General features: G+C 63.0%; 24 protein-coding genes. 15 read left to right on the top strand and 9 right to left on the bottom strand.

Annotated elements, in window-relative coordinates; translation table 11 throughout:
- Window positions 1-73 precede the first annotated feature (73 nt).
- The gene (locus WIMU1_RS02350; RefSeq protein ID WP_062794984.1) at window positions 74-490 is read left to right on the top strand and encodes a MerR family transcriptional regulator; all 417 of its coding nucleotides are present in this window, start codon (window positions 74-76) and stop codon (window positions 488-490) included.
- A gap of 19 nt (window positions 491-509) precedes the next feature.
- Here the strand turns inward: WIMU1_RS02350 and WIMU1_RS02345 are convergent, their stop codons facing one another.
- Window positions 510-2309: an alkyl/aryl-sulfatase gene (locus tag WIMU1_RS02345; protein ID WP_062795730.1), complete on the bottom strand. Its 1800-nt coding sequence runs from the start codon at window positions 2307-2309 to the stop codon at window positions 510-512.
- 371 nt (window positions 2310-2680) lie between these two features.
- Between WIMU1_RS02345 and WIMU1_RS02340 the strand changes: the two genes are divergently transcribed.
- From WIMU1_RS02340 to WIMU1_RS02325, 5 genes are read left to right on the top strand one after another with little or no spacing between them, the layout of a single operon-like run.
- Complete coding sequence (locus tag WIMU1_RS02340) at window positions 2681-3106, top strand: DUF7144 family membrane protein (RefSeq protein ID WP_062795728.1); 426 nt, start codon at window positions 2681-2683, stop codon at window positions 3104-3106.
- A gap of 25 nt (window positions 3107-3131) precedes the next feature.
- Window positions 3132-3575 (top strand): DUF6325 family protein, encoded by a 444-nt coding sequence (locus WIMU1_RS02335; protein ID WP_062794983.1) that lies wholly within the window; start codon window positions 3132-3134, stop codon window positions 3573-3575.
- A gap of 22 nt (window positions 3576-3597) precedes the next feature.
- Entirely contained in the window at window positions 3598-3876 is a 279-nt protein-coding gene (locus WIMU1_RS25725) for an SHOCT domain-containing protein (protein WP_084247957.1), read from the top strand.
- 41 nt (window positions 3877-3917) lie between these two features.
- Window positions 3918-5300, top strand: a complete 1383-nt coding sequence (locus WIMU1_RS02330) for a DUF2252 domain-containing protein (RefSeq protein WP_062794982.1) — start codon at window positions 3918-3920, stop codon at window positions 5298-5300.
- Window positions 5297-5863, top strand: coding sequence for a hypothetical protein (locus tag WIMU1_RS02325; protein ID WP_133248659.1), 567 nt, complete (start codon window positions 5297-5299; stop codon window positions 5861-5863). Before WIMU1_RS02330 ends, WIMU1_RS02325 begins: the two co-directional genes overlap by 4 nt.
- A gap of 239 nt (window positions 5864-6102) precedes the next feature.
- On the opposite strand, the gene WIMU1_RS02320 is transcribed toward WIMU1_RS02325, so the two are convergent.
- The 3 genes from WIMU1_RS02320 to WIMU1_RS02310 form a co-directional block, all read right to left on the bottom strand.
- Entirely contained in the window at window positions 6103-6483 is a 381-nt protein-coding gene (locus tag WIMU1_RS02320) for an SHOCT domain-containing protein (RefSeq protein ID WP_062794980.1), read from the bottom strand.
- Between the two features lie 195 nt (window positions 6484-6678).
- Window positions 6679-6879: a hypothetical protein gene (locus WIMU1_RS02315; protein ID WP_062794979.1), complete on the bottom strand. Its 201-nt coding sequence runs from the start codon at window positions 6877-6879 to the stop codon at window positions 6679-6681.
- A 1-nt stretch (window position 6880) separates the two neighbouring features.
- Window positions 6881-7360 (bottom strand): DUF6325 family protein, encoded by a 480-nt coding sequence (locus WIMU1_RS02310; protein ID WP_062794978.1) that lies wholly within the window; start codon window positions 7358-7360, stop codon window positions 6881-6883.
- A 154-nt stretch (window positions 7361-7514) separates the two neighbouring features.
- Between WIMU1_RS02310 and WIMU1_RS02305 the strand changes: the two genes are divergently transcribed.
- Complete coding sequence (locus tag WIMU1_RS02305) at window positions 7515-10163, top strand: helix-turn-helix transcriptional regulator (protein ID WP_062794977.1); 2649 nt, start codon at window positions 7515-7517, stop codon at window positions 10161-10163.
- A 70-nt stretch (window positions 10164-10233) separates the two neighbouring features.
- Here the strand turns inward: WIMU1_RS02305 and WIMU1_RS02300 are convergent, their stop codons facing one another.
- On the bottom strand, window positions 10234-11223 hold the full coding sequence (locus tag WIMU1_RS02300) for a TIGR00341 family protein (protein ID WP_062794976.1): 990 nt from the start codon (window positions 11221-11223) through the stop codon (window positions 10234-10236).
- Window positions 11224-11391: 168 nt separating this feature from the next.
- On the opposite strand from WIMU1_RS02300, the gene WIMU1_RS02295 reads away from it, so the two are divergent.
- The 3 genes from WIMU1_RS02295 to WIMU1_RS02285 all read left to right on the top strand — a co-directional run bounded on the left by WIMU1_RS02295 (window position 11392) and on the right by WIMU1_RS02285 (window position 13908).
- On the top strand, window positions 11392-11658 hold the full coding sequence (locus tag WIMU1_RS02295) for a lipopolysaccharide assembly protein LapA domain-containing protein (RefSeq protein WP_084247955.1): 267 nt from the start codon (window positions 11392-11394) through the stop codon (window positions 11656-11658).
- Between the two features lie 150 nt (window positions 11659-11808).
- Window positions 11809-12705, top strand: a complete 897-nt coding sequence (locus WIMU1_RS02290) for a hypothetical protein (protein ID WP_120802863.1) — start codon at window positions 11809-11811, stop codon at window positions 12703-12705.
- A gap of 114 nt (window positions 12706-12819) precedes the next feature.
- A complete protein-coding gene (locus WIMU1_RS02285; RefSeq protein WP_062794975.1) occupies window positions 12820-13908 on the top strand; it encodes an AI-2E family transporter in 1089 nt (362 codons plus the stop codon).
- A 46-nt stretch (window positions 13909-13954) separates the two neighbouring features.
- On the opposite strand, the gene WIMU1_RS02280 is transcribed toward WIMU1_RS02285, so the two are convergent.
- Window positions 13955-14314, bottom strand: a complete 360-nt coding sequence (locus WIMU1_RS02280) for a YidH family protein (RefSeq protein WP_245969149.1) — start codon at window positions 14312-14314, stop codon at window positions 13955-13957.
- A 185-nt stretch (window positions 14315-14499) separates the two neighbouring features.
- Between WIMU1_RS02280 and WIMU1_RS02275 the strand changes: the two genes are divergently transcribed.
- The 3 genes from WIMU1_RS02275 (at window position 14500) to WIMU1_RS02265 (ending at window position 17372) form a co-directional block, all read left to right on the top strand.
- Complete coding sequence (locus WIMU1_RS02275) at window positions 14500-15159, top strand: GAP family protein (protein WP_062794973.1); 660 nt, start codon at window positions 14500-14502, stop codon at window positions 15157-15159.
- 189 nt (window positions 15160-15348) lie between these two features.
- Complete coding sequence (locus tag WIMU1_RS02270; RefSeq protein WP_062794972.1) at window positions 15349-15756, top strand: YybH family protein; 408 nt, start codon at window positions 15349-15351, stop codon at window positions 15754-15756.
- A gap of 260 nt (window positions 15757-16016) precedes the next feature.
- Window positions 16017-17372, top strand: coding sequence for a lipase family protein (locus WIMU1_RS02265; RefSeq protein WP_062794971.1), 1356 nt, complete (start codon window positions 16017-16019; stop codon window positions 17370-17372).
- Window positions 17373-17486: 114 nt separating this feature from the next.
- On the opposite strand, the gene WIMU1_RS02260 is transcribed toward WIMU1_RS02265, so the two are convergent.
- From WIMU1_RS02260 to WIMU1_RS02250, 3 genes are all read right to left on the bottom strand, one after another.
- Entirely contained in the window at window positions 17487-17846 is a 360-nt protein-coding gene (locus WIMU1_RS02260) for an ArsR/SmtB family transcription factor (RefSeq protein ID WP_062795722.1), read from the bottom strand.
- A 5-nt stretch (window positions 17847-17851) separates the two neighbouring features.
- Complete coding sequence (locus tag WIMU1_RS02255; protein ID WP_062794970.1) at window positions 17852-19081, bottom strand: MFS transporter; 1230 nt, start codon at window positions 19079-19081, stop codon at window positions 17852-17854.
- Between the two features lie 105 nt (window positions 19082-19186).
- Complete coding sequence (locus WIMU1_RS02250) at window positions 19187-21148, bottom strand: heavy metal translocating P-type ATPase (protein ID WP_084247952.1); 1962 nt, start codon at window positions 21146-21148, stop codon at window positions 19187-19189.
- A 93-nt stretch (window positions 21149-21241) separates the two neighbouring features.
- On the opposite strand from WIMU1_RS02250, the gene WIMU1_RS02245 reads away from it, so the two are divergent.
- The gene (locus WIMU1_RS02245) at window positions 21242-21604 is read left to right on the top strand and encodes an ArsR/SmtB family transcription factor (protein WP_062794969.1); all 363 of its coding nucleotides are present in this window, start codon (window positions 21242-21244) and stop codon (window positions 21602-21604) included.
- A 63-nt stretch (window positions 21605-21667) separates the two neighbouring features.
- Complete coding sequence (locus tag WIMU1_RS02240; protein WP_062794968.1) at window positions 21668-25120, top strand: ATP-binding protein; 3453 nt, start codon at window positions 21668-21670, stop codon at window positions 25118-25120.
- Window positions 25121-25287: the final 167 nt, after the last annotated feature.

The following is a 25287-nucleotide window of genomic DNA, read 5'->3' as shown; positions in this document are numbered from 1 at the left end:
CTACTCTAAAACTTCACGTTGACGTCAAGGGCAAGTCTGCTTGCAGACTGTTAGATCACAGGAGGCGAAAGGCATGCGGATCGGTGATGTCGCAATCCGCGCAGGAGTGAGCACCCGAGCGCTGCGCTACTACGAGGAGCAGGGCCTGCTCGAGTCCGAGCGCACCCCGAGTGGTCAGCGCACCTACCCTGAGTCCGCCATCGAGCGCGTGAAGCTGATCCAGCAGTTCTTCACCGCCGGCTTGTCCAGCCGGGTAGTTCTGCAATTGCTGCCGTGCGTCGACAGCGGCACGGCCTCCCCCGAGGTCTTCGAGATCCTGGCCTCCGAACGCGACCGCATCACCGCAGCCATGGCAGACCTTGCCGCCGCACGCGACGCCCTCGACCAGATGATCGACATCGCCCACCACCCGACACCCGAGCACTGTCCGGGCCTACGCGAAACCCCCTGGGAAGCCTACGAAGGCAGCGGCGCCACCGCAGTTCGCTAGTACACGCCGGAGGGCGTACTCAGGGTGTGACGATCCTGAATGCCGGATCGGGCTGATCTGTGAGTCCGACGATTGTTCCGATGGTTGCCGGGTCGCCGTCCATCGTGATGCCCTCGGCGCCGGACCCGGCGACGAGCCCGAGGAGTTGCGGCGTGGTCAGGGTGACAAGAAGATCGGCTGGGTCGGCGCGCTTGGTGGGATAGTGGATCAACACACCGTTGGACAGTTCCATCCGGTAGGTCTCGTCCACATCGGTGAAGTGCCACCGGATTGATGCCGAGGTGTCCCATGCTCGAGGGCCGTCGATGCGGATCGCGATGCTGTCGAAGACTTGGGTGATCGTCAACGCGGACGCCATACCGGCCGCGCTGACTTCGGCCGGGTGAGTGGGCCCGTCGACTTCACTGGCGCCAACCAGATAGTTGTTGCGCCAGGTGGCGCATTCAGAGCCGTATCCCAGTCGCGTCAATGCGTCGGTCAGCACTGCTTTTGCACCAGCATGGTCGGGTTCGGCAAACACAGCATGACTCGCCAGCTCCGCGGCGAATCGAAGGTCTCCCTCGTCAGCGAACTCCTGCGCCCGCGCCACGGTTGCGTCGATGCCGCCGATAGCGCGGACGTACCGGGCTCCGGCCGCCTCGGGCGGGTGTTGCCACAAATGCGCCGGATTGCCGTCATACCAACCGAGGTAACGCTGATAGATGGCTTTGACGTTGTGACTGACCGAGCCGTAGTACCCGTGGGTGTGCCACGCAGCGTCCAAGGCCGGCGGCATCTGGAAGTCTTCGGCGATCTCCGAACCGACATGGCCCTGGTTGAGCTGACGCAGTGTTTGGTCGTGCAGATACGCATACAGGTCGCGTTGTTCGGTGAGGTACCCGATCAACTCGGTGGTCCCCCAGGTCGGCCAGTGATGCGAGGCAAACGCGACGTCGGAATCGTAGGCGAACATCTCGATGGCCTCGGCGATGTATCTCGACCAGTTGCGGGCATCGCGGACTTCGGCGCCTCGCAGGGTGAGGAGGTTGTGCAGATTGTGGGTCGCGTTCTCGGCCAGGCACAACGCGCGATGATCGGGGAAGTAGAAGTTCATCTCCGAGGGCGCCTCGGTGCCCGGGGTCACCTGGAAGATGATGCGGACGCCGTCCAGTATTTCCTCCTGACCCGTGTGGGTGATGTCGAGCGTGGGTGCCAGCAACCCGACGGTTCCGTTTGATGTGCTCGGTCCCAGACCGGCGCCGAGAGTTCCGGTCGCGCCGACCGGCAAGACGATGCCGGTGTGGAACATTCCTCGACGCAACATGGCGCCGCCGGCGTACACGTTCTCTGAGACCGCATGCTCGAGAAAGTGCTCGGGGGCCAGGATCGGCACGGCGGTGTCGGCGTCGACAACACCGAGGACACCACCGAAGTGGTCGATGTGCGAGTGGGTGTAGATCACGGCGGTGACGGGGCGATCGCCGCGCTGGCTCCGATAGAGCGACAGCCCCGCCGCGGCGCACTCGGCCGACACCAGCGGATCGATGACCACCACTCCGGTGTCCCCCTCGACCAGTGTCATGTTCGACAAGTCGTACCCGCGGATCTGGTAGATCCCTGCGGTCACCTCAAACAAGCCGTGAATGGCCGTCAATTGCGCTTGACGCCATAGGCTCGGGTTGACCGTGTCTGGACAATCGCCGGTTGTCGCTGCGGCGAACCCCGCTGCGTCGTACACGACCCGGTCGTCACTGGCCCGAACCTCTGCTGGTTCCAGGGTCGCGATCAGTCCACGATTGGCGTTGGTGAAATCGGTGCGATCAGAAAAGTCGGCGGGCATCAGCACTCCTCGACGAAGTAGTCACCCCGCTATCTGGCGGTCATCGCATGCCCGTGGGATTCGGAGTGGGTGGACCGTCGAGTACCTCACTCGATGTCGAACAGGTCAGAACATCGATGCCATTCTCGACGGCTGAGTCACGGCTGACAACTGGCCGTGTCCGTCGAAAATAGCAGCCCGCGCCGTTGCTTTGGAATCAATCGATAAATGAGGCAGCAGTGGCACATTGAATAGACACAGCGTCATCATCAGACCTCCGAATTCAGGGAACCCCGGCGCCTGGGCAATCACCCAAAACGGATGAGAACCAGCTGCGAGTCTTGGTGGATGGTCGAAGGGACACCTGTTCGCTTCCCCTCTGGAGGATGATGATGAGCACTTCCGCCGAGACACCATCAGTGGCCGGCCATGAACGTCACCCCGTCAAGCAAGGCTTCGCGGGAGGCACCATCTTCGCTGCCTCCGTTCTACTCTTCACGGTTTCGCTACTGGCTGTGCTGCAGGCCATTTCGGCATTGGCAGAGGACGAGATCTTCGTGTCCGGCCCCAAGTACACCTACGAATTCGATCTGACCACCTGGGGCTGGATCGTTCTTGTTGTCGGACTCCTCGGTATCGCCATCGCATTCGGGATGATGACCGGCGCGATGTGGGCCCGAGCGGCCGCAATCGTCATCGCTGCCATCTCGATCGTCTCCAACTTCCTGTGGTTGCCCTACTACCCATGGTGGTCAATTCTCGTGATCGCGCTCGATGTGATCGTCATCTGGGCAGTCACCACATGGCGCACAGCGTGATTCGCACGCACCTAGAGGTAGTGAAATGACCACCACACCCGACATCGACCTGGGGCCGGTGGACTACCTCGTCGTCGAGTTCCCGGCGAACGCGAAGTTCGACGGGACGGCATTTCCGATGTTGCTCGACCTGGTCGATCGCGAGGTCATCCGGGTGCTGGATCTGACCTTTGTGCGCAAGGGCACCGACGGTTCAGTAGCCGGTATCTCATTGGAAGACCTCGACCTGGATGGCGAACTCGACATCGCAGTGTTCGCGGGAGCGTCGTCGGGACTCCTCGACTCCACCGACGTGGGTGAGGCAGCAGAGATTCTGGAACCCGGTTGCTCGGCAGCCGTACTGGTCTACGAAAACCGCTGGGCCGCACCATTTTCGACCGCTCTGCGGCGCACCGGTGCACAACTGGTGGCCACCGGTCGTATCCCAGCCGAGTCGATCCACGCATCACTGGACGCGCTCGACGCCTGATCGCCTCGACAAGGAGCAGACAATGCCTGGATTACTCCGTGGAATCGCCAGAACCGCAGTTGTCGCCGGCACGGCGACATCGGTGTCCAACCGGGTCTCCCGACGCCAAAGCCAAAGGTGGGCAACTCAAGAATCGCAACAAACACCGCCACAATACGCACCACCGCCCCCAGCCGCCGCTCCCCCAGCCCCGAGCGGCGACCGCTTGGGTGCCCTGCAACAGCTCGGTGAGCTCAAAGCGCAAGGCGTTCTCACCGAGGCGGAGTTCGCCGCCGAAAAAGCAAGAATACTGGCCTCCTAGCCGCCGATCCCTGCGCTCAACACCCCAGTGAGACGAATCCCATGACTCTTGCAGAGAAATCCACCGCGCTGGTGGACGACCCCGTTCCCGAACACGCCACACCCGGCCGACAGTCGCGGTCGTTGGTCTCCCGCCGCGAACTCGGGGCCTGGAATCCAGAAACGCGCGGGCACGATGCCTTGCAGACGATTCTCGCCCAGAGTGATATCCGAGCACCCGATCTGTTGCCCATCCGCCACGGGCGGATGAGTCACTCCCCATGGACGTACTATCGCGGCGCCGCGGCCGTCATGGCCAACGATCTGGCGTCCACCCCGCACACCGGCATCATGGTTCAGATGTGCGGAGATGCCCATGTCTTGAACTACGGGCTGTGGATTTCTCCAGAGCGAAATCTTGTCTTCGACCTTCGCGATTTCGACGAAACCCTGCCCGGGCCGTTCGAGTGGGATCTCAAACGTTTCCTGGCAAGCCTCATCGTGCTGGCACGCGACAACAACATCCCAGAGTCTCTGGGCTGCAAAGCAGTTCGATCCGGATATCGAAGCTATCGCAAGCACATAGGCATCTACGCCGCGATGCCCCAGATCGATGTGTGGTACGACCGCATCGATGTCGATCAGCTCCTCCACTACGCCAAAAAGGACAACGAGGCAGACTTCGACGCCCTCATCGAGAGCAAGGTCAAGAAGCGGACCAGCAGAGGGGTGTCCGCCAAACTGACAGCAGATGTCGACGGCCGGCGGACGATCACCGAAGACCCGCCCTACCGCACCCACCGCCTCGGTGCAGCCGCCGAAGAAGTGCTGCGTGAGGTGCTCAGCAGATACCGCGAATCTGTGCCCGACCACCTCGACAACCTGCTCAGCCGCTACGACGCCCTCGACGCTGTCCGGCAGGTGGTCGGCGTCGGCAGCGTCGGTATGCGTGTCTTCTTGACGCTGCTGGAGGAACGGCGCAGCGGGGATCCGCTATTCCTGCAGGTGAAGCAGGCCGGGGCGTCGGTGTATGAACCGTTCCTCGGCAGGAGCAAATATGAGAACCATGGCGCTCGGGTGGTGCACGGCCAACGCCTGATCCAGAGTGCCACCGACATGTTCGTCGGGTGGACCTCGTATGAGGACATGGACTTCTACGTCCGACAGTTCCGAGATGGGAAGGTGATTCCCAAAGGCGAGGGAATCGCCCCGCATCTCTCCCGGTTCGCAGCTGCCTGCGGACATGTGCTGGCCCGTGCGCACGCACGCAGTGGCGACGCAGCCGCCATCTGCGACTACCTCGGGACCAGCGACAAAGTGGAAACCGCGATGGAGTGCTTCTCGAGCGCTTATGCCGATCAGAACGCCGCCGATCACGCGCAGTTGGCGCGCGCAGTCGAGAACGGTGACATCCCGTCCGAGCAAGGATGGCCAGACATACCGTGAAAGACCCAGGGTGGTTCACTGCACTGACGCGACACGAGACTGGCAGGCGGTTACCGCCGGAGCGCGCAGCACGACGGGTGGAGGCGTTTGCCTACGGCAACATCCTCGTACTGTCGGTGATCGTCGTGTCAGATGCCCACGCAGTAGAGAATCGGCTGGCAGCGTGGTTGGTCTTGGGAACCACCGTGTCGACGTTTGTTGCGCACATCTTCGCCGAATGGTTGTCGCACGGTGTGATCACCCGACGGGAGGGCGAAACAACCGGTCCCACCGATACTTTGAAACTCAAGACGGTCCTGCGCGACTCGATGCCGATCATCACGTCGGGAACGCTGCCGTTCGCCGTCCTGCTGATCGGATCCTTCGACGTCATCGCGCTGTTCGACCCACCAGGTGCACAGCTCTGTGCGGCCGGCATCGTCATCTTCAGGATCGCAGTGCTCGGATTGGTGGTCGAACGTCTGCAGACGACGAAGGTGTCGTGGCGAACGATCGGCTCAGGAATCGGCGTCGCCGTGTTGGCAACGGTCATCACCATCGTCAAAGTAGTTCTCACACACTGACAGTCGCTGACATCGCACGTTCTCGTCGCGTTGGCTAAGGAGACTTCACTGTTTGGCAGGTGCCTTCCGTGGCGCCGCGCGGCGCGTCTTCTTCGGCTGTGGTCGTGCCGGTTCAGCCGCAGGAGCGCTCGTAGCCGTGTCTTCCGTGCCGTTGTCGCGCCAGCTGATCTCTATTTCGATCTCCGTTTCGTCGCCGTCGACTACGACGGCAGCGATGAGGACTGACGAAGCCTCACCTATTAACTGAGCGCTTTTACTTTGAGCTGCTCATACTCGGCATCGGTGATCGTTCCATCGTTGTGGAGCGCTTTGGCAGTGGCGATCTGGTCGGCCGGCGAGGTACCTGCGGCCTGCCTGATGTAGGAATCCGCCTGCTGCCGTGCCGCTTCTTGCGAGGCCGCCGCTCGCTTGGCCATTCCACTACCGCGGGCGATCAGGTACACGAACAGGGCGATGTACGGCACCACAACCAAGAACAGAATCCACATCGCTTTGACCCAGCCCGAACTTTCGTGATCACGGAAGAGGTCGGCGATGACGTTGAACAGAATCATCAGGTACGCCACAAAAGCGAAGATGACGATTGTGTACCAGATGAAGTCCCAGAACGAATCCCACACGATGAACCCTCATTTCTGTTTGGCCCGGCTTGATTCGGAATTCGAATCCTGCATTCAAATGTTGCGTTGCAGGTGACCATCCGACCTCATCCGCCGAGGATGAGCAGCCCAGAGTTCTCTGACACACCGAAAGGCAACGCGGTACGGCAGGGGCGCGGCGCAACTCCTCTTTGTGTGTTGTCGGACGCGGGACAGTCATCGCTCGAGGTCGTCGCCGTCGCTGGAATCATGAGCCAGGTCCGCGGGCAGCGCAGGTGACGCAGACTCGGAGCCACCGGGGCCACGCCGATGGACTGCCCCTGCGATGACGGACGCGGCGTCGTCCCGGATTGTGCTGCGTACCACCGGGTGGCCGATCACGGGGCGGCGAGTCAACCGTCCTGGTCGCATCGCCATGTCACCGGCCCTCCTTTCGATCGGCCTCGATGGTGTCGATGACCGCCCGAGACGGTATCCGGCCTTGGGCGACTATCTGCGCGCCCACCTCGCTTGCGGCGACTGCCATGGGCGCAACTCCGACGTTCTCCCAGACGATGACTCCGGCGGCAGCGCCGGGCGCCACAGCACACGCCAAATTCTCGATATCGTCGGCAGCCAGTATCTCGGCCAATGTGGCGTCCAAGATTCTCAGCTCAGCAAACTCAAGATCCTCGATCTCGAACACATCCAGTTCGCCGGTATGACTTCTCCTCAAGACCAACAGGTCGAGCACACGAATGATCTCTTTGTTGACCAGAGCCAACAGTGATTTGAACATCGATTCGGAAAAAGTGGTTACCCCGCTTGGGAATTCGACCACCAGGTAGTCAATGGGACCCAGCCCGGATACGTGTTCGACCACATTGCCTCCCAAGCCGGACGGCCGCCGGCGGAACATCGTTCATGGAACTGGCCTTTGCCGTGGCTGCTCAATGCTGCACGCCAAGGCGCGGCAATGTCGTCACCCATAGCGAATGAGCTGTGACCGCGATCGATAAGGCCTACTATTTGCGTGTCGCGTTCGGGAGCGTTGACCAAGAAGGGAACGGGCTATGTCCGATCAGTTCACCGCAGCCCTGACCTTGCGCACCTCCCGCGCAGCACTTCCACCCGGTTTCGTTCAGCGTCAGAGACTCGATGCGATGCTCGATCGAGGTGTCGACAAAACGCTCACAGTTGTCACCGGCGGGCCGGGATACGGTAAAACGCTTGCCGTATCGGCCTGGATCAACCACAACCGTCTGCCAGGGCCCGTTGCCTGGCTCACCGCGGCCCAGTCATACGACGTACGCGGGCTGTGGACAGACGTATTGAACGCCTTGAAAAGTGCCGGCGCCCTGCCTGGCAGCAGCCCGCTCGGGGAGATCACACCAGGACCCACGTTTGGCTCGGCGGAATTGGCGCGGATCGTTGCGGCGCTGACCCAGCTGCCCGATCCGGTCGTCCTCGTTCTGGACGATGTCCACGAACTCACCGACGACGCCGTGGTCGACTCCATCAGCCGACTCATCGAGTACCGGATACCCCAATTGCGCCTGGTGCTCGTCGGTCGCACCACACCACCGCTACACCTGTCGCGGCTCAGGCTCGCTGACGACATCGTCGAGATCGGCTCCGATGATTTGACGTACACGGCCGCTGAGACCCGTCGCGTGTGTGCGGTCGGCGGCTTCACACTCACCGCGCACGAGGCCGAACAACTGTTCACCCGAACTCAGGGCTGGCCCGCCGGAGTACGGCTGGCCCTGATGGGTATCGAGGAGTCGAGCGCGCCCGCCGTCGACCACGCCAACAACCGCCGGGTGGCGGAGTATCTGCTGGAGGAAATACTCGAACGCCTGGAACCGAGAGACCGACTGTTTCTCCTTGCCACGAGTGTGGTCGAGCAGATGAGCCCAGACCTGGCGCGGGCTCTGTCAGGACGAGCCGACAGCGCTCAGATGCTGGACATGCTCGTCAGTCGCAACGCGTTGACCGTGAGGCTGTCTGACCGGCCGACGTGGTTCCGTTACCACCCGCTCCTGCGAGATCTGTTGCGAGAGCGCCTTTCCGCCGAGAACCCGGATAGTGTTCCGCACCTCTATCTGCGCGCGGCACAGTGGTACGTCAGCAACGATGAACCCATCGTTGCGCTCCGGTTCTTCGCACTCGCCCGCAGCTGGCAAGCAACGGTCAAGATGCTCGGCGAGGTCGCACTACCCCTGATCCTCACCCCGCAGGCGACGGCGTTGGTCGCTGCACTCGCGGCCGTATACGACGACCCGGCGTGGCGCACCTCCGCCGAGACCCTCATCGTGGCGATGGTCTGTGACTATCAGCGGCACGACTTCGAGTCGATGCGCAGAACCGCCGATGACGCCGAGCGCATCTTTGCTTCGCAAGGGATACCGCAGCCACTTGCCACGCGGGTGATCGTCGCCCTCGCGCGAATCGTGTATTCCCGTGTCAGCACCCCGAGCACTTTGGTGACGACGTCCGAGGTGCTCCTCGGCATGGTGAAAGACGCGTCGCAGCGGGAGATACCGGCCGCCACGGCATACACGTTGATCGCCTTGAACAATCATGCCAGCGGATTGGTGTGGGAAGACCGGTTCGCCGAGGCCCAGATCGAACTCGACGCAGTTTGCGTTCAGGGCGCGCACGCCGGCATGACTTTGACCGAGTTGTCGGCAGAGTCCTACTCAGCGCTCGTCGACACCCTGTACGGAAACCTCGACCAGGCCACCAGCCGTGCTCAATGGGCATTGGACACCGCGGACAGAAAGGGGTGGGTGCGGGAGATGCAACTGCTCGCATCTCATGCCGCCCTGGCCTGGGTGCATCTCTACCGCTTCGAGCTCGATACCGCGCAGGCTCGCATCGACGTAGGGCTGGAGGCAAGCGCGCAGGGATCAGACGTGGGGTGCCGTCTCATCCTTCACTTCGCTGCCGTGGCCGTCGCGATCGCGAAGCTGGATGCGGAAGCGATCGGACTGACACTCAACCGCCTCGATGTTCTCGAACGCACGGTGGGCAACCTTCCCCGTCTGCTCGCCGGCTGGTCGCAGGCCATTCGCGCCGAGGCCTGCATGGCGCTCGGAAAGCCTTACGAGGCGCCCCACGGCGGGAATGCAACGGCAGGCCATACGGGCTTCACAACGGGATTGCATCAGATCGTGGAAGCCAAGGCGCAATTGGCGATGAACGATCCCGCAGCGACTCTGAAAGCGCTCGACTTTCCGGGGCTGTTCGGGAGGTACCGGTCGTTGGCCGCTGAGGCCGCGATCCTCGAGGCCATCGCGCGGGGTCAGCTCCGGCAAGACGCGCTTGCTGCCGACAATTTCGAAAAGGCTGTCGTCTTGGCTGAACCGATCGGTTTGAGGCGTCCGTTTGTGGGCGGGAACGGCCAGATCGCTTCACACCTGAGTCGATTCAGGCATCTGCACGACGACCAGAGTGCTTTTGCGACCGAGCTCGCCTCGCTGAGAAGTGATGGGCTCACGGCGGCTGTCCCCCGCCCTCCAGTTGTCCAGCCGCTCACCGATCGGGAGATGGCGGTGCTCAAATACCTTCCGACCATGCTGAAGTCATCAGAAATCGCCGCCGATCTGTTCGTCTCGGTGAACACCGTGAAAACTCACCAGCGGTCGATCTATCGCAAGTTAGGGGTCGCCACACGTCGCGAAGCAGTCGAGACAGCCCGGTCCTGGGCCATGCTGTAGGTAGAGTGGACAACGTTGAGTCGCAACCCGTATCGCTCACACCACAGCGGGCGAGATCCGGGCAGGAACATCAGCCGTCGTCTGTCGATACGGTCACGCCGAAGTCATGGACAACCTCGAGTTCGGGTGTGAACGGCAGCAGGTCGGCCACAGACTTTCGAAGGCCCTCCATTGGCGGCAGGGCTTCGGGCCCGAACACAGCGATCGTCGCGGTACCGCCCTGCCAGGTGACCGAAGTGACGTCGTTGCGGGGTGATTCGCGCAACCAGTTCTCGGTGGCGGTGGTGATCTGCGCCGCCCACAGTGTCGTCAGCGAATTGCCCACCATCGGAACGGCAACGACACACAGGGCCACTCCCAGCAACACATACGCCCGGCGATGGCGGCGATCGCGGCGGGCTGTCGACGGGCGGTAGCCGGCCACGACGAGTACAACCGTCGCAGTGATGATCATCGCAACGACGTTGGACGCGAACAAAACCAGAGCGCCCAGACCTAGTGCGGGCTCACCAGAACCGAGGCACACGCCGGTCACGGCAAGGGGCGGCACCAGAGAGATCGCGATGGCCACGCCGGGGAGCACGTCGCCCACATCACGTCGCGTGATCGCGATTGCGCCGACCAGACCCGTGGCGAGCGCGGCGAGCAGGTCCATCAAAGTCGGCGAAGTACGCCCGCGCACTTGGGAGTTGTCCAGGACGCTGGTCGGGTTCGGCAGCACCTGCGCGAAGAGGAAGCCGACGGCGATCACCACGACGATTCCGAGAACGAGGTGAAACACACTGCTACGCAACAGGTGACTGCGTCCGGTCACTGTTGCCAGGCCCACTGCGAGGATGGGAGTGGAGAGTGGCGCGACAATCATGGCTCCGATGACCGTGGCCGTCGAGTCGGAACACACACCTGCGGCCGCGATCACGGAGGAGAGGACCAACATCAACCAGAATGCCGACCTTTTGGACAGGTGGTCACCACTGGTGAGGTCGAGTCGTTCATCGAGCTCGTCGAGCGTTCGTCGTTGGTTGGTGGGTATGAAAGGCAGCACGACATTCCCTTCCATCGAGTTCGATTCCCGTTCGCTGCACAACAATCAGCCCGCCCCAGTTCCGGCGGCGTGCACTCATGGGTAGACCGCGCGGGCGGGGCGGCAACCAAGGGAACCGAGGCAATTATTCATCGAAACCACTGAAATGACGCGCCGATTACAGAATGTGCCTACGCTCGCACCATGTCGAAAAAGCCCGGCATCACGCAGCCGACCACTGGTCGCCGATCGTTGGCGACGGTCTCGCTGTCGCAATGGATTGCGCTGGGTCTGACGGTTATCGCAATCGTGTTCATCGTGCAGAACAAAAACAGCGTGAGTGTCGATCTGTTCTGGGTGAGCGTTCGATCGCCGCTGTGGTTCATCTTGGTGATCGTGTTCGCTCTCGGCTGGGTCGTCGGCGTGCTCACCGCCCGCGGACGCAACAAGCGGAAGGTGCAGCGGCAGTAGCTGCTGACAGCGCAACGCGCGACCACGGCCCCGCCGGGACACCACCGATGCCAGCTTTGATTGTTGCGGGCGGCGCTACTTGCTGTTGGCCACACGGGTCCGTGACCACCATTGCGGTGGCGCGGTCCATTCGCGTGAGTGGTTCGGACCATGGTTGATTCGACCAAGAGTTTCTCGGTGGGCATGCCCCCGCTCCCTCGCGCTGGGATGCTGATGAACATGATCGACACACGCAACGTCCTCGACCGCACTCGGGCCCGGTTGCGGACCACTGCCCGAGGCCGCGCGGCTGTCCGCGTCGTCTTCGAGGTACTCGAAATCGGAGTGGTGGACCGTGCGATGACGTTGGCCGCGCAGTCGTTCACCTCTCTGGTTCCGGTGATGATCGCCATCGGGACGCTGGGCGCAATGGACCCGGTGTCGGAGGCCCTACGGTCCGATTACGGACTCGATCTCAGCGAGCTGGACGGGGCAACCGAGGCATCGGCAACCGCGTTCGGTGTGGTGGGTGTGTTCATGTTGGTCATCAGCGGGACCTCTTACGCCCGCGCGCTGGCCCGTACCTACGGGCAAATCTGGAGTAGCGCGATCCCAACCTATCGGCAGGGCTGGCGGTGGATCATCGTCATCCTCGCTGTCGCCGCCGGCGCCATGGCAATCGGCGCTGCCCGAGCACTCGATGATGTACCTGTTGTTGGCCCTTGGCTCATGGTGGCGACTCAGTTCGCGATCTGGCTGTTGGTCTGGACTGCCATACCAGCGTTGCTGCTACCCGCCGGGTTGCCCACGCGCGCGCGTTGGTCAACCGGTGCACTGACAGCGGTGGGGCTCACAGTCTTGCAGATCGCCAGCGTGGTGGCGCTCCCCCGGATCATGAACAGCGCGGAGAAGCAGTTCGGTGTCCTCGGAATGGTGTTCACCATGATCGGCTGGCTGTTCGTCTACTCGGCGATCGTCGTGATTTCCGCGACCGTCGTGCACGCCCTCACGCAAGATGTTGACGACGACGCCCCCGGCCGGTGGCTGCGCGGCTCCCCGGCACCGTAGAGCAGTTTCAGTCCACCGGCCCGTTTGCCGCGTCCCCGCTGCCGTTCGCTGAGATGATCTCCCTTGCGAGGTCCCGTGTGTAGCAATCATCGTCGCGACCGGAAAAGAGCGCTCATGCCACGCAACAGCAATGATGACGTTGGTCGGGTTCCGATATGGTCGTTGCCCCGCGGGGTGATCGTGCTGCTCGGATCGGCAGCGTTGATCGTCACCGTCGCCGGACTCAAGGCGTTCGCCGACATCCTGGGCCCTGTCATGCTGGCGTTGATGCTCACCGTTGCGGTCCATCCATTACCGGACTGGTTGCGCCGCAGAGGCTTACCCAACGCAGTGGCGGTCTTGGTCGCGATCGTGGCCGTGTACGCCGTGCTCGTCGTGCTTCTCGTCGCCGTGGTGGTGTCGGTCGCCCAACTCTCGGAGTTGCTCCCCACGTACGCCGACGAGTTCGACGAACTCATCGCCGACGCAAAAGACACTTTGCAGAACAACGGCATCGGCCCCGATCAAGTTCAGGACATGCTCGCAGGTCTCGACTCGACCAGAGTGCTCGGTGTGGTCGAAGAGGTACTCCAGGGATTCCTGGGGGTCTTCTCCAATCTGGTCTTCGTCGTTGTTCTATTGCTGTTCATGGCCGCCGACGGGATGTCGTACACCGCTCGTATCGATACCGTTCGCCGGGACCGACCCGACATCGCCACAGCCCTGGTGTCGTTCTCCGAAGGCACCCGCAGTTATCTGGTGGTCACCACAGTGTTCGGTCTGATCGTCGCAGTTCTGGACACTTTGGCGTTGTGGGCCATGGATATTCCACTACCGGTGCTGTGGGGCGTACTGGCCTTCATCACCAACTACATTCCCAACATCGGCTTCGTGCTGGGCGTGATCCCACCGGCGTTGCTGGCGTTACTCGAGGGCGGGCCGGGACTGATGATCGCGGTCATCGCCGTGTACAGCGTCCTCAACGTCGTCATCCAATCGGTCATCCAACCCAAGTTCGTCGGCGACGCCGTTGGTCTATCGGTTACTTTGACATTTTTGTCGCTGGTCTTCTGGAGTTGGGTACTGGGACCACTGGGCGCGATCCTCGCGGTTCCTCTGACCCTGATGGCAAAGGCATTTCTGGTCGACATCGACCCGGCCACCCGGTGGGCCGACACATTCCTGAGCAACAAGGCTCCGACACCCGTTGAGGACACGCGGTGACCGACCAGCCTGTGATGAAGGCCCGGCCGATTGAACGCCTACTCGGTCAGGGGTCAGCCAGGGTGGCAACGAGCACAGTCAACGACAACACCACCAGGATCCCGATGAGGAGCCATATCGGCGCCGGACCTGGCATGGGACCGCCTCCGCGCAGAGCATTGGTGGTCTGCCGCCACCTCATCGCTCCGACCACGGACGCTATGGCACCCATCGCCACGAGTCCCACACCGACAACATCACGAACCAGCGACGATGAAAACGACGGCAGCACATGCAAGATGGCCATGCCGGCAGCGATCATTCCCAGCGACGTGCGGATCCACGACAGCACAGTTCGTTCGGCCGCCAACGTGAAGCGGGCATCGACCGCACCCGGAACGGGCTGCTCACCCAAGTCGTCACTCATCAGCCACCTCGCCTGCATTCCCCGACACAGCGGTTGTCACGCACAGTATCTCCCCCAGAGAGGATTCTCATGACCACAACACCGTCCACCGATCGACGTCGGAGACGACAAGGTCTCGCGGGTGTCACCACCTGGGGAACCGAACCGGCCGGGCATCACATGTCCGCGCGAGCCGGGATCCTGTGATGGGAGCAGTAATCGGCGACTTGCTGCCGCTGGCAGTGGGGGTGGCGGTATCACCGATACCCATCATCGCCGCGATCTTGATGCTGCTCGGTACCCGGGCAGGGTCGACCAGCATCGGCTTCGCCGTGGGTTGGCTGGTCGGAATCGTCGCTGCCACCGTTGTTTTTGTACTTCTCGGCGGCGCGGCCGACTCTACCGACGACGGGCCGTCGACCACCTCGTCGTGGATCAAGCTGGTACTCGGACTACTGCTGCTGGCGGTCGGAGTCCGACAATGGCGCGCACGTACCGGACCCCATGCCACGCCGGCATGGATGGCCGCGATCGACGAGATGACCGCGATCAAAGCCGTCGGCCTCGGTTTCGCATTGGCCGCCATCAATCCGAAGAACTTGCTGATGTGCGCAGCCGCCGGCGTCACGATAGGCGCCGGCGCATTGAGCGTCGGCAGCACCGTCGTGGCCGTCGCAGTGTTCTCCGTCCTGGCAGCGATGACGGTCGTGATACCCGTACTGGCCTATCATCTCGCCGCAGATCGCCTTCGCGAGCCGCTCGCACACCTCAAAGAATGGCTTCAGGCCAACAACACCACCGTGATGAGCGTCCTCATCCTTGTAATCGGTGTAGGGCTATTCGGCAAAGGCCTCGGCGGCCTCTAGTCGCGGACCACCACTGTGATGATGCTGTTCGGGTCGCTTCGCGGGTACCGGCTAGTCGCCGAGGTTTTCGAGGGGGCACTGATGACGGGCGACTCGTGTGCAGTGCGAGTGGTGCAGTCGGTGCGCCGGATCAGTGGCAAGAGATCTACAGCGGCATTAGCAGTTTCGACGGCGATGAAAGGGACTCCCATGACAGATGAGCAGGACATCCGGGCACTCATTCACAGATGGGCAGAGGCCGTGCATGCTGGCGACATCGCGACCGTCGTCGCCGACCACCACGACGACATCGTCATGTTCGATGTTCCGCCCCCACACCGCGGTGTGCGCGGCCTGGCCGCGTACACCACCGTCTGGCCCGACTTCTTCCGCTGGCAGGCATCGGGTGCACTATTCGACATCGACTCTCTCGACATCACCGCGGGCCCAGACGTCGCGTTCGCCGTAGCGCTCGTGCGGTGCGGACATCCCGACGAACTCGACGCGTATCCGGACCGCCGATTACGACTGACCGTCGGCCTGCGCAAGATGAACATCCGCTGGGTGGTCACCCACGAACACCATTCCTTTGCATACACAGATGACAATGAGAGCTGACTGCAATCGAAAGCCCGACGACGGACACATCATCGGCGCATAAAGATACTTCGCGCGCCGAAATACACCAGCGCGACCTTTCGCCGACGTCAACTGTTGTTCGTCGTACGTCCTTTCGTCGTATTCGCATTTGCGTCGGCGAAAGACACTCACGGTGCTAATCTCCGGCCATGAATATACGCGGTGTCCAAACACCCAAACGTTCTCTCTGGCAAAGAAAATCAGCTATCGCGTTGTCGCTGTTGGTCAGTGTTTCCGTAGTGGCAGCCGGCTGCAGTAACAGCGACTCGGCGAGCGAGAGCTCGTCAACCACCACTGCACCCAGTTCGACGGGCGAAAACAGCGGCGAAATCGACGGCCAGTTCGGCATTCCGGAGTTCTATGAACCCCCGTCCCCGCTGCCCAGCGGCGAGCACGGTGAGCTGATTCGCAAAGAGGAGATCGATGCGCCCGAAGGAGCACGGGCCTGGCGCATCCTCTACCTGTCAGAGCTGCACGACGGCACACCCGTTGCGGTGTCAGGTTTTGTGGTCGCACCGGAGGGCGCCGCACCCGAGGGTGGGCGAAAGGTTGTCGCCTGGGCGCACGGCACCGAGGGCGGCGGCCGCAACTGCGCCCCGTCACTGGCGCCCAAACCGGCCGTCGAACTGGTCGACTACTTCACGTACACCAGCACACTGCAGCAAGACTCGGGCGTACCCGCACTCTCCGAGATGCTCGCCGCCGGATACGTCGTCGTGGCAACTGACTACCAGGGGCTGGGCACGCCGGGCATTCAGCAGTACACGGTGCTCGAATCGGAATCGAACAACATCTGGGACTCGGTGAAAGCCGCGCAGAAGATCGACGAGACCGGCGCCGGCGACGACATGGTGGTTCTCGGCTGGTCGCAAGGCGGCGGAGCATCGGTGTGGATGTCACAGAATCAGGACTATGGCGCTCCGTTGCGATTGCTCGGCACCGCGGGCCTGGCCCCTGCGGCCGACAACGGCCCTCAGTTCGCCAGACAGGTCCCTCCGGGACCGAGCAACGCGACATCGCCCGCGCACGCAGTTGCGCTGCAGTTGAACGTTTTCCGCGGTCTGGCTGCCGCCTACCCTGAACTGAAGGTGTCCGACGTGGTGACCAAGGCCGGCGAGGAGGCCATGGTGGGTGCGGCGCAGCAGTGCATCAGCCATCTCGCCTACGTCATCAACTCGAACCTGACCACGCCGCCGGGAGAGACTCTCCTCAACCCCAACATCCCGGCAGATTGGCAGCAGCGCCTCAACGAGAACACCGCCGGCTACAGCGCACCCAAGGTTCCGGTACTGGTGATGCAAGGCACCGCGGACACCGTGGTCAACCCCAACGGCACCACGCAATACATCGCGCGCGCATGTGGATTCGGGCAGCCGGTCGAATACACGATGTACGAAGGTGCCACGCACCAGACCATCCCGAACGACTCGAAATCCGAGTACCTGGCATGGTTCGCCGACCGCTTCAACGGTGCTCCGGCGCCGTCGAACTGCGCGCCCCCCGGAAGTCCTCAGACTGCGCCGTCGCCAATCCCGACGCCGGCGCCGCTCATCCCGGCACCGACGACCCCCTCGGCACCAGCACCAACCCCGTAGGCCAGAACCGCAATTGGCGGTATCCCCGGTCGTCCACGCCTGAATCGGAGTCGGCGACCGGGGATTGCCGGCCTTTTGCGCGCACCGGGATTTCAGTGCGCGCGGGCTGCGTATCTACTCGTGGGGTGGCTCGCCGGTCACCATGTGGTCGGCGTGGTTGATTCCTTCGAGAACCAGTCGGGTCAGGTGCCCGTCGACGATCCGGTAGATGACCCGGCGGCCTTCTTTACGGGTACTGACCAGGCCGCTGAAACGCAGCTTGGCCAGATGTTGACTCACAGACGTCTTGGAGCTTCCGGTTTGTTCGATGAGCGCGGCGACATCAGCCTCACCGCGGGTCAGGATCCACAAGATGTGCAGGCGAGTCGGATCGGCCAGCATGCGAAAGGTGGCGGTCGCAGAGTCCAGGCGCTGACGATCGGGCGCCCCGGGATGGACCAGGCTCGCGGTAGATGCTTTGGTCACCGGCTTCATCACATCTACCTTCCTGAAGACACCACCTCGAGTCGCGCCGGCCAGATCCGGGCAGCGACCAATGCTGCGAGTGTAGCGAGCACCGTTGATGCCAGCGATGCGCTGACCTGTCCGACCTGGGCACCGACCCACCCTGCCAGCGGGTAGGTCAGAATGAAACAGGCATGTGACAGCGAGAATTGCGCAGTGAACACCGACGACCGATTCTGCTCGTCGGAATAGGCGCGCAATAGCCGCGCGGACGGCGTAGTGACCAGCGAGGTCCCCGCGCCCAGCACGATCCAGACTGCGCCCAGCACAATCCATCCTGTTGTCGTAGGGGGTGCGATCGCCAGAACCAGCGTTGTGACCGCCAACCCCGCGGCCACAGTCGCCGATCCGGTCGTCATCACCCGGCGATCAGGCAACGAGGCGAGCAGTCGAGGCAGCACCAGCGCCACCGCCATGGAGCCGGCACCAAAACACCCTAGCGCCAACGCAACTCCGGTGTTCGACCCGCCCAACAGGTCGCGCACATACACCACCGTGTTGACCACCACCAGCGCGGTCGCCGCAGCGACCACCATGTTCAAGGCCAGCAACCCGCGCAAGACCGGGCTCGCGACCATCACCCGCGCACCGAGTGTCATCCGGTCGACCAGCCGCAGCGATCGATCAGCCGGGATCGTCCGCGGCAGCACCGTCGAGATCACCAACAACGCCGACGCGACGAACCCGGCAACAGTGCCCAGGAACAGGAAGTTGTAGCCGACCACCGACAGCAGCGCCGCCGCCAGCACCGGGCTCACCAGCGATTCGAGGTCGTAGGCGAGCCGCGACAACGACAAGCCTCGCGTGTAGTCGCCTTCTTCGACCAGGACGGCCGGAATGATCGACTGAAAGGCCGGCGTGAACGTCGCCGACGCGGCTTGCAACACACAAATCAGCACATACACCTGCCACGTCTGATCGACGAGCGGCAACAGTACCGCCACCGCGGCCCTGACCACATCCGCTCCAACCAGCAACACTGTGCGGGGCACACGATCGGTGAGTGCGGAAATAACCGGCGCCACAGCAACATACGCCACCATCTTGATCGCCAGCGCAGTCCCCAACACCGCACCGGCTCGAGAACCGGCCAGGTCGTACGCCAACAGTCCCAACGCCACGGTCAGTAGCCCTGTCCCCACGAGTGCCACCACCTGAGCTGCGAACAACCGGCCGAACGTCCGGTTACGCACGATCTCCAGCATCGCCCGCGACCCCTTCATCTCGTGCCTGCGGCCACTCGAGACCAATCTTAGTCGCATAGCTGCGCAACTGCGCAACTGTTGGATATGTGCCATGCTCCGCAGTCGTCAGCGGTTGCGCAGTCCCCATGATCGTTGAGACAGCAGACGCATCCCGTTCAGTGCAACGATGACCGTGGAACTCTCGTGGCCGGCCACGCCCAGCGGCAACGGCAGCGTGGCGGCCAGGTCCCAGATCACCAGGGTGACGATGAACGCTGCGGCGATGGCGAGGTTGGCGACCACGATTCGGTGCGCTCGTTGCGAGAGCCTGATGACATTCGCGAGCGCAGAGAGATCGTCGCCGACGAGTACCGCGTCTGCGGTGTCAAGAGCGAGATCGGATCCCTTGCGGCCCATGGCAACACCCGCGTGAGCTGTCGCGAGAGCCGGCGCGTCATTGACTCCGTCCCCGACGACCAGCACGGTACGGCCCTCGTGCTGCAGATCCCGCACAGCGGCGGCTTTGTCCTGTGGCAACAATGTCGCGCGGACGTCAGTGATGCCTATCCGTCCGGCGATGGCGTCCGCTACCCGCGGATTGTCTCCGCTCAAGAGAATGGGAGTCCGTCCGGACAGTGTCGTGAGCGCTGCGACCGCCGCTGAGCTCTCGGCCCGGATGGTGTCGCGTAGACCCAGCAGCCCCACCGGCTTGTGGTCGACACTGACAACAACCACGGTGAGCCCGGATTGTTCGAGCTGCACCACGAGAGGGTCGAGTGCGGACTGTTCCCAACTGCCAGTGCGGTGTACCCGCGGCCGGCTGACGTCGATGCGCTGTCCGTCGATCGTGCCGAATACCCCTGCGCCCGGGGTGGATCCGAACCCGGTTGCATGCTGCCGTGGATGTCCGGAGTGGTCGGCGGCCGCAGTGATGGCTGCGGCGAGAGGGTGTTCGCTGTGCCGTTCGACTGCTGCAGCCATCGCAAGGATCGCCTGGTTGTCCACCGTGGCACCTGGCACAGCGCGGATCGTCTCGAGGCGTGGGGTTCCCTCGGTGACTGTGCCGGTCTTGTCGAATGCCACCAAGTCGATTGCCCGGAGTTGCTCCATCACCACAGCTGACTTGACCAGCACACCGTTGCGGGCCGCGGTGGCCATGGCTGCGAGCAGAGGTGGCATGGTCGCCAGCACCACCGCACATGGTGATGCGACGATCATGAACGTCATCGCCCGTAGCAACGCGGAGTCGAGTTCGGCACCGAAAAGCAAAGGCACAGCGAAAATCACGAGCGTGGCCGCCACCACGATGGAGGAGTAATACTGTTCCACCCGCTCGATGAACAGTTGGGTTGTGGCTTTGGTCGACGAGGCATCTTCGACCATCGTCACGATCCGGGCGATGACGGTGTCCGAGGGTTCTCTGTCGACCCGGATGGTCAAGGCGCCCGTGCCGTTCATGGTCCCCGCGAACACCTCGGCGCCGGGCATCTTCTCAGTCGGTATCGACTCACCGGTGATCGTCGACTGGTCGACCTCGCTTGCGCCCGAGACCACCGTCCCATCGCCGGCGATACGCTCGCCCGGACGGACCACGATGATGTCGCCGATAATGAGGGCAGCCGCGTCCACCGTGGTCTCGTTGCCTCGTTCGTCGACCCGGCATGCTTGTTCGGGCGCCAATGCCAACAGGCCCCGAACCGAGTCGGCCGTGCGTCGGGTCAAGACCGCTTCGAGTGCGCCCGAGGTGGCGAAGATGACGATGAGCAGGGCACCGTCGAAGATCTGGCCGATCCCCGCCGCACCGATGGCGGCCACGATCATGAGCAAGTCGACGTCCAGGGTTCGCTCGCGCAGCGCCCGTAGCCCCTCGATGGCCGGTTCCCACCCGCCGGCCACGTAGCACGCCAGATACGCCGCCCAGAACGTCCATGAAGGTAGCGGCGACAGTTGCAGAATCAAGCCGAAGACGAACAGCGCCAACGCAAGCGAAGCCCAGCGAACCTCATCGATGGACAACAACCGGGTACCGCGCTTGGCGTGCGAAACGCCACCGGCGGCCGTGACCGGAGTAGGTGTTTCTGTCGTCATGCCAGCTTCCACACTCGGGAACGTCGTTTCACCCGAACCATACACGTACGCATGAAGAGGTGTACATGCGTGCACATTGACTATGATCAGTGCATGGGTCACGGAGTCGAGGGCAGAACAGCGCCGCCGGCGCATCTTGATGCCGAGTCCGCCGCAACCGTTGCCGCCACGCTGCAGGCATTGGCCACCCCGAGCCGATTGCGGATCCTCACCGAGCTACGACACAGCCCACTCGGAGTCACCGCCCTGGCCGAAGCCGTCGACATGGAGCAGTCCGCGGTCTCGCATCAGCTGCGCCTACTTCGGGCATTGGGGTTGGTCACCGGCACCAGGGCGGGACGCAACGTCACCTACCGGCTCTACGACAATCACGTCGCGATGCTGCTCGATGAGGCGATCTACCACATCGAACATCTCGGCCTGGCCGATCGCGATGCATCAAGCGACACCGCGTGAGAAGAACATCTGACACACCGCCGAAGTCCGGCATTTGCGCTCCCGCTGGATAGACTTCGGGGTGTGACAGCCGACGCGGAGCTCGTGTTTCGCCTCACCGGCGGGGTGACTGTCACTTTCGGTGGTCGAGAAGCCGATCCCCGCATTGTCGGCGGACCGAGATGTGCGTTGGTCCTCGGGTTCCTCGTGGTCAACCGTCATCGCGATGTGTCGTTGGAAGAACTCGCAGAGGCCGTGTGGCCGGCTGACCGCCCGCAGTCGTGGAACGCGGCACTTCGCATTCTCTTGTCACGGATCAGGGACACGTTCCGACTCGTCGGATTGCCCGCGGACGGCCTCCGTTCGCGAAGCGGCGGTGTTCGCTTGACGCTGCCCGCCTCACTGCGATCCGATCTGGAACTCGCCGAGATGTACTGCGACACCTCACTCGGCGACCCAGAAGCGGTACTGCACAACGCCCGAAAAGCGCTGGCACTGATCACATCTGCGCCCTTGGACGGCATCACTGGGTCGTGGGCAGACCATGTCCGTGCCGAGGCGACGCGCATTCGGATCAGGGCTCTCGAGATCGACGCCGAGGGGTCGCTGAGGGCAAGCGAGTATGCGCGCGCCACGCAGTCGGCCCAGTCCATCATCGCCATCGATCCCTTCCGCGAGAACGCGTATCGGATCGCGATGAGCGGGTACATGGCTTTGGGTGAACGGGGCCAGGCGTTGGCGGCGGCTGCCAGGTGCCGGCAGGCGCTGGCCGAGGAGTTGGGCACCACGCCTTCTGCGGAGACCGAGAACCTCTATCTCGAGATTCTGCGCAGCGACGACCACCCGACGCGGGTCACCGTGGCTGCCGCCACGCCATCGATAGAGAACAACGCGGTCAGGATCGAACGCACGGCCGAACGGGTCACCATCGACGAGGCCGTGATCGGTGCCGCTCACGGACGCGGCCAGTTCATCGCGGTCGTGGGCGAAGCCGGCACCGGCAAAACCACCCTCGTTCTCGAAGCAATGGACCGCGCACGCGCGGCGGGAACAACGGTCTTGTTCGGTCGGTGCAGCGAGGAATCGCTGGTCTCCTTCGAACCTTTTGTCGAGGCGATCGGTCGTGAACTCGACGATTTGGACCCGGTGACCGTGCAGGAGCGGCTCCGTAGCGCCGGCCTGGGACTTGTGAAGTTGGTCCCGCAGAGAATGTGGGAAACCAGTGACGTCCTTGTCTCCTCAGTCGAGGACGACGACCGGGCATTGACCATGTCGGCCGTCCTCGAGTGGCTCACCTCGCCCATGCGGCGCTCCCCCACGATGCTGGTGGTCGACGACCTGCACTGGGCGTCGACTGCCACTCTGGACGTGCTGCGATTCGTCATCCACGGATCCGAATCTGCCGGTCTCACAATCATTGTGACCGTACGTGAGGAGTTCACGGACCGCGCAGATCTTCGCTCGGTGTTGATCAGTCCGTCCAGAACTCGCGGTGTGCAGCGCATCGAACTGGGTGCGTTCGACGTTGAACAGGTAGCGGCCATGGTCGAGGCGTCGGGCAGCGACCTCGATCCGGCGGCTCTGCACGACCGGACGGGCGGGTTGCCATTCTTTGTCTCGTCACTGCTTGCGAGCGATGCCCTCCGGTCCCAGCAACAACTTCCGACATCCGTTGCGGAGTCGGTTGCCCATCGGATCAGAGTCCTCGGTGCCGATGCGTTGGAGCTGCTGGAGGTCTGTTCGGTCATCGGCCTGGTGTCACCGCGTGGTGTACTGCGATCAGCGGTGGAGCCCATGGACGACGGCGCTTTCGCGGCCGCGATCGACGAGCTCTCCCAAGCACGCTTGATCACAGAGTTCGTCTCATCCAGCGAGGTGATGATCCGCCACGCACTGGTTCAAGAGTCCGTCTACGTCCAGATGCCAGGCATCCGTCGCGTCCACGCGCATTCCCGAGTCGCCCGCGCTTTCGAGGACCACGGAGTCGATCACGAGCCAGATGGGTTCGCGCGGATGGCATATCACCTGAGTCACGGGCTGGACTCCGACCGTCCCCGCTCGGTGGACTTCTCCATCCGAGCCGGCGATGCGGCCAACTCGATCGGCGCCTACGAGGACGCTGTATCGCTGTACCAGTCCGCCGCTGAGCGCCTCACCCCACGCGGCGATTCGTCTGCGCGTTGCCGGCTCCTCATCAAGTTGGGACGGGCACAGCGCAAAGCACGGAATTCGGCGTTTCGTTCGACTCTGCTCGGCGCTGCAGCGATGGGACGCCGACTCGGCGATGTCGACCTGCACGTGTCCTCGACACTGGCGAACAACTTGTACGGAATCCTCTACGTCCACATACACATCGACCACGAACGCATCGCCAGTCTCAACGATGCCCTGCACGCGCTCGAGGCGACCGGCCGCGATGACGGTTCGTCGACGGCCCACCTGCTGGCGCAACTGGCCATCGAACAGATCTGGACCACCGACCACCACACCAGGCGTGACCTTCTCGTCCGAGCAATCGATGCGGCCCGAGCAGCCGACGACACCGATGCACTCATCGCAGCGCTGTCAGCGGTATTGGTTTCGCTGCGTACACCGCATATGGCCACCATCCGCCAAGACGCCTACGAAGAGCTGGAAAAGATCAGCAGCATCGCGCCGACGCGCACGCTCGACCCCATGCTCACCGTGTGGTTGGCACGCGCGCAGGTGGTGAACGGCGAATTGGCGAAGGCTCAGCATACAATCGGCAGAGTTTCCGCGGCCCACACGAGCCGCGATCGCGAGCTGGCATGGCTCGTTTCGAGTATCGACTTCGGCATAGCCCTTGCCGCCGGGCGCCTTTCCCAGTGCGACCGGCAACTCGAAGAGATTCGGAGCATTCCTGCGTCACCGATCGAGACCTACTCCTTCGGCCGTCTTCTCGCATTCGTGTGCGGCCTGCGGACTCTGCGAGGCGACATGCGTGAGATCGTCGACGCTGCAGACGACATGACCGAACGCTTCGACCTCGTCAGCTCATACCGGTCCATTCTGGCCCTGGCGATGGCAGATGTCGGCGACGTCGAATCCGCGGCCCGCCTCTTGTCCTGGTACGACAAGCCACGCGTCGCGGCCATCGAGGTGAATCATGTGTGGGCCAGCTCGATAGCCGTTCTGGGTCGGGTGGCCGCGCAGATCGGCAACACCATCGTCTGCGAGGCGGTCTACGACCTGATGGTCGATCACGCGGACGAAACGATCAGTGCGGTGGCTGTCGTGTACGGCGTGACCCACCACCATCTGGCAGACCTGTCGATTGCGCTGGGGCAGTACGATCGCGCGAGGCGGCACCTCGACGATGCGCTGCGTGTGCACCGCGCCCGTGGATTCGACGCTTGGTACGCCGAAACCCTCTATCTCGAAGCACTTCTGGCCGCGAAGTCATCCGGCCGACAACCGATAGATGCGATCGAGCGCGCGCGTCGTGCCGCGGACGACACCGGGGCCACCGCAGTGCGCAGACGTATCGATGCTCTGGCCGGTCAGTGGAGGGCGTAACACGACATTTGTCGATGCCCGCTCGATGAAGTCGCAACATGCGACCACTGCCCGCCGCGACGGAGAGGCACCATGCTGTATCAAACGGCCCACTGGGCGGGACCACCCTCCCGGTTCAGGAAGCTGACAGACGTCAGACCCGATCCTGGATCTTCATCGACCCAAGG

The sequence above is a fragment of the Williamsia muralis NBRC 105860 genome (assembly GCF_001598915.1).
GTDB lineage: Bacteria > Actinomycetota > Actinomycetes > Mycobacteriales > Mycobacteriaceae > Williamsia > Williamsia muralis.
Note: the sequence above shows the minus strand (reverse complement) of the source record. Positions and strands in the feature narration are given on the sequence as shown.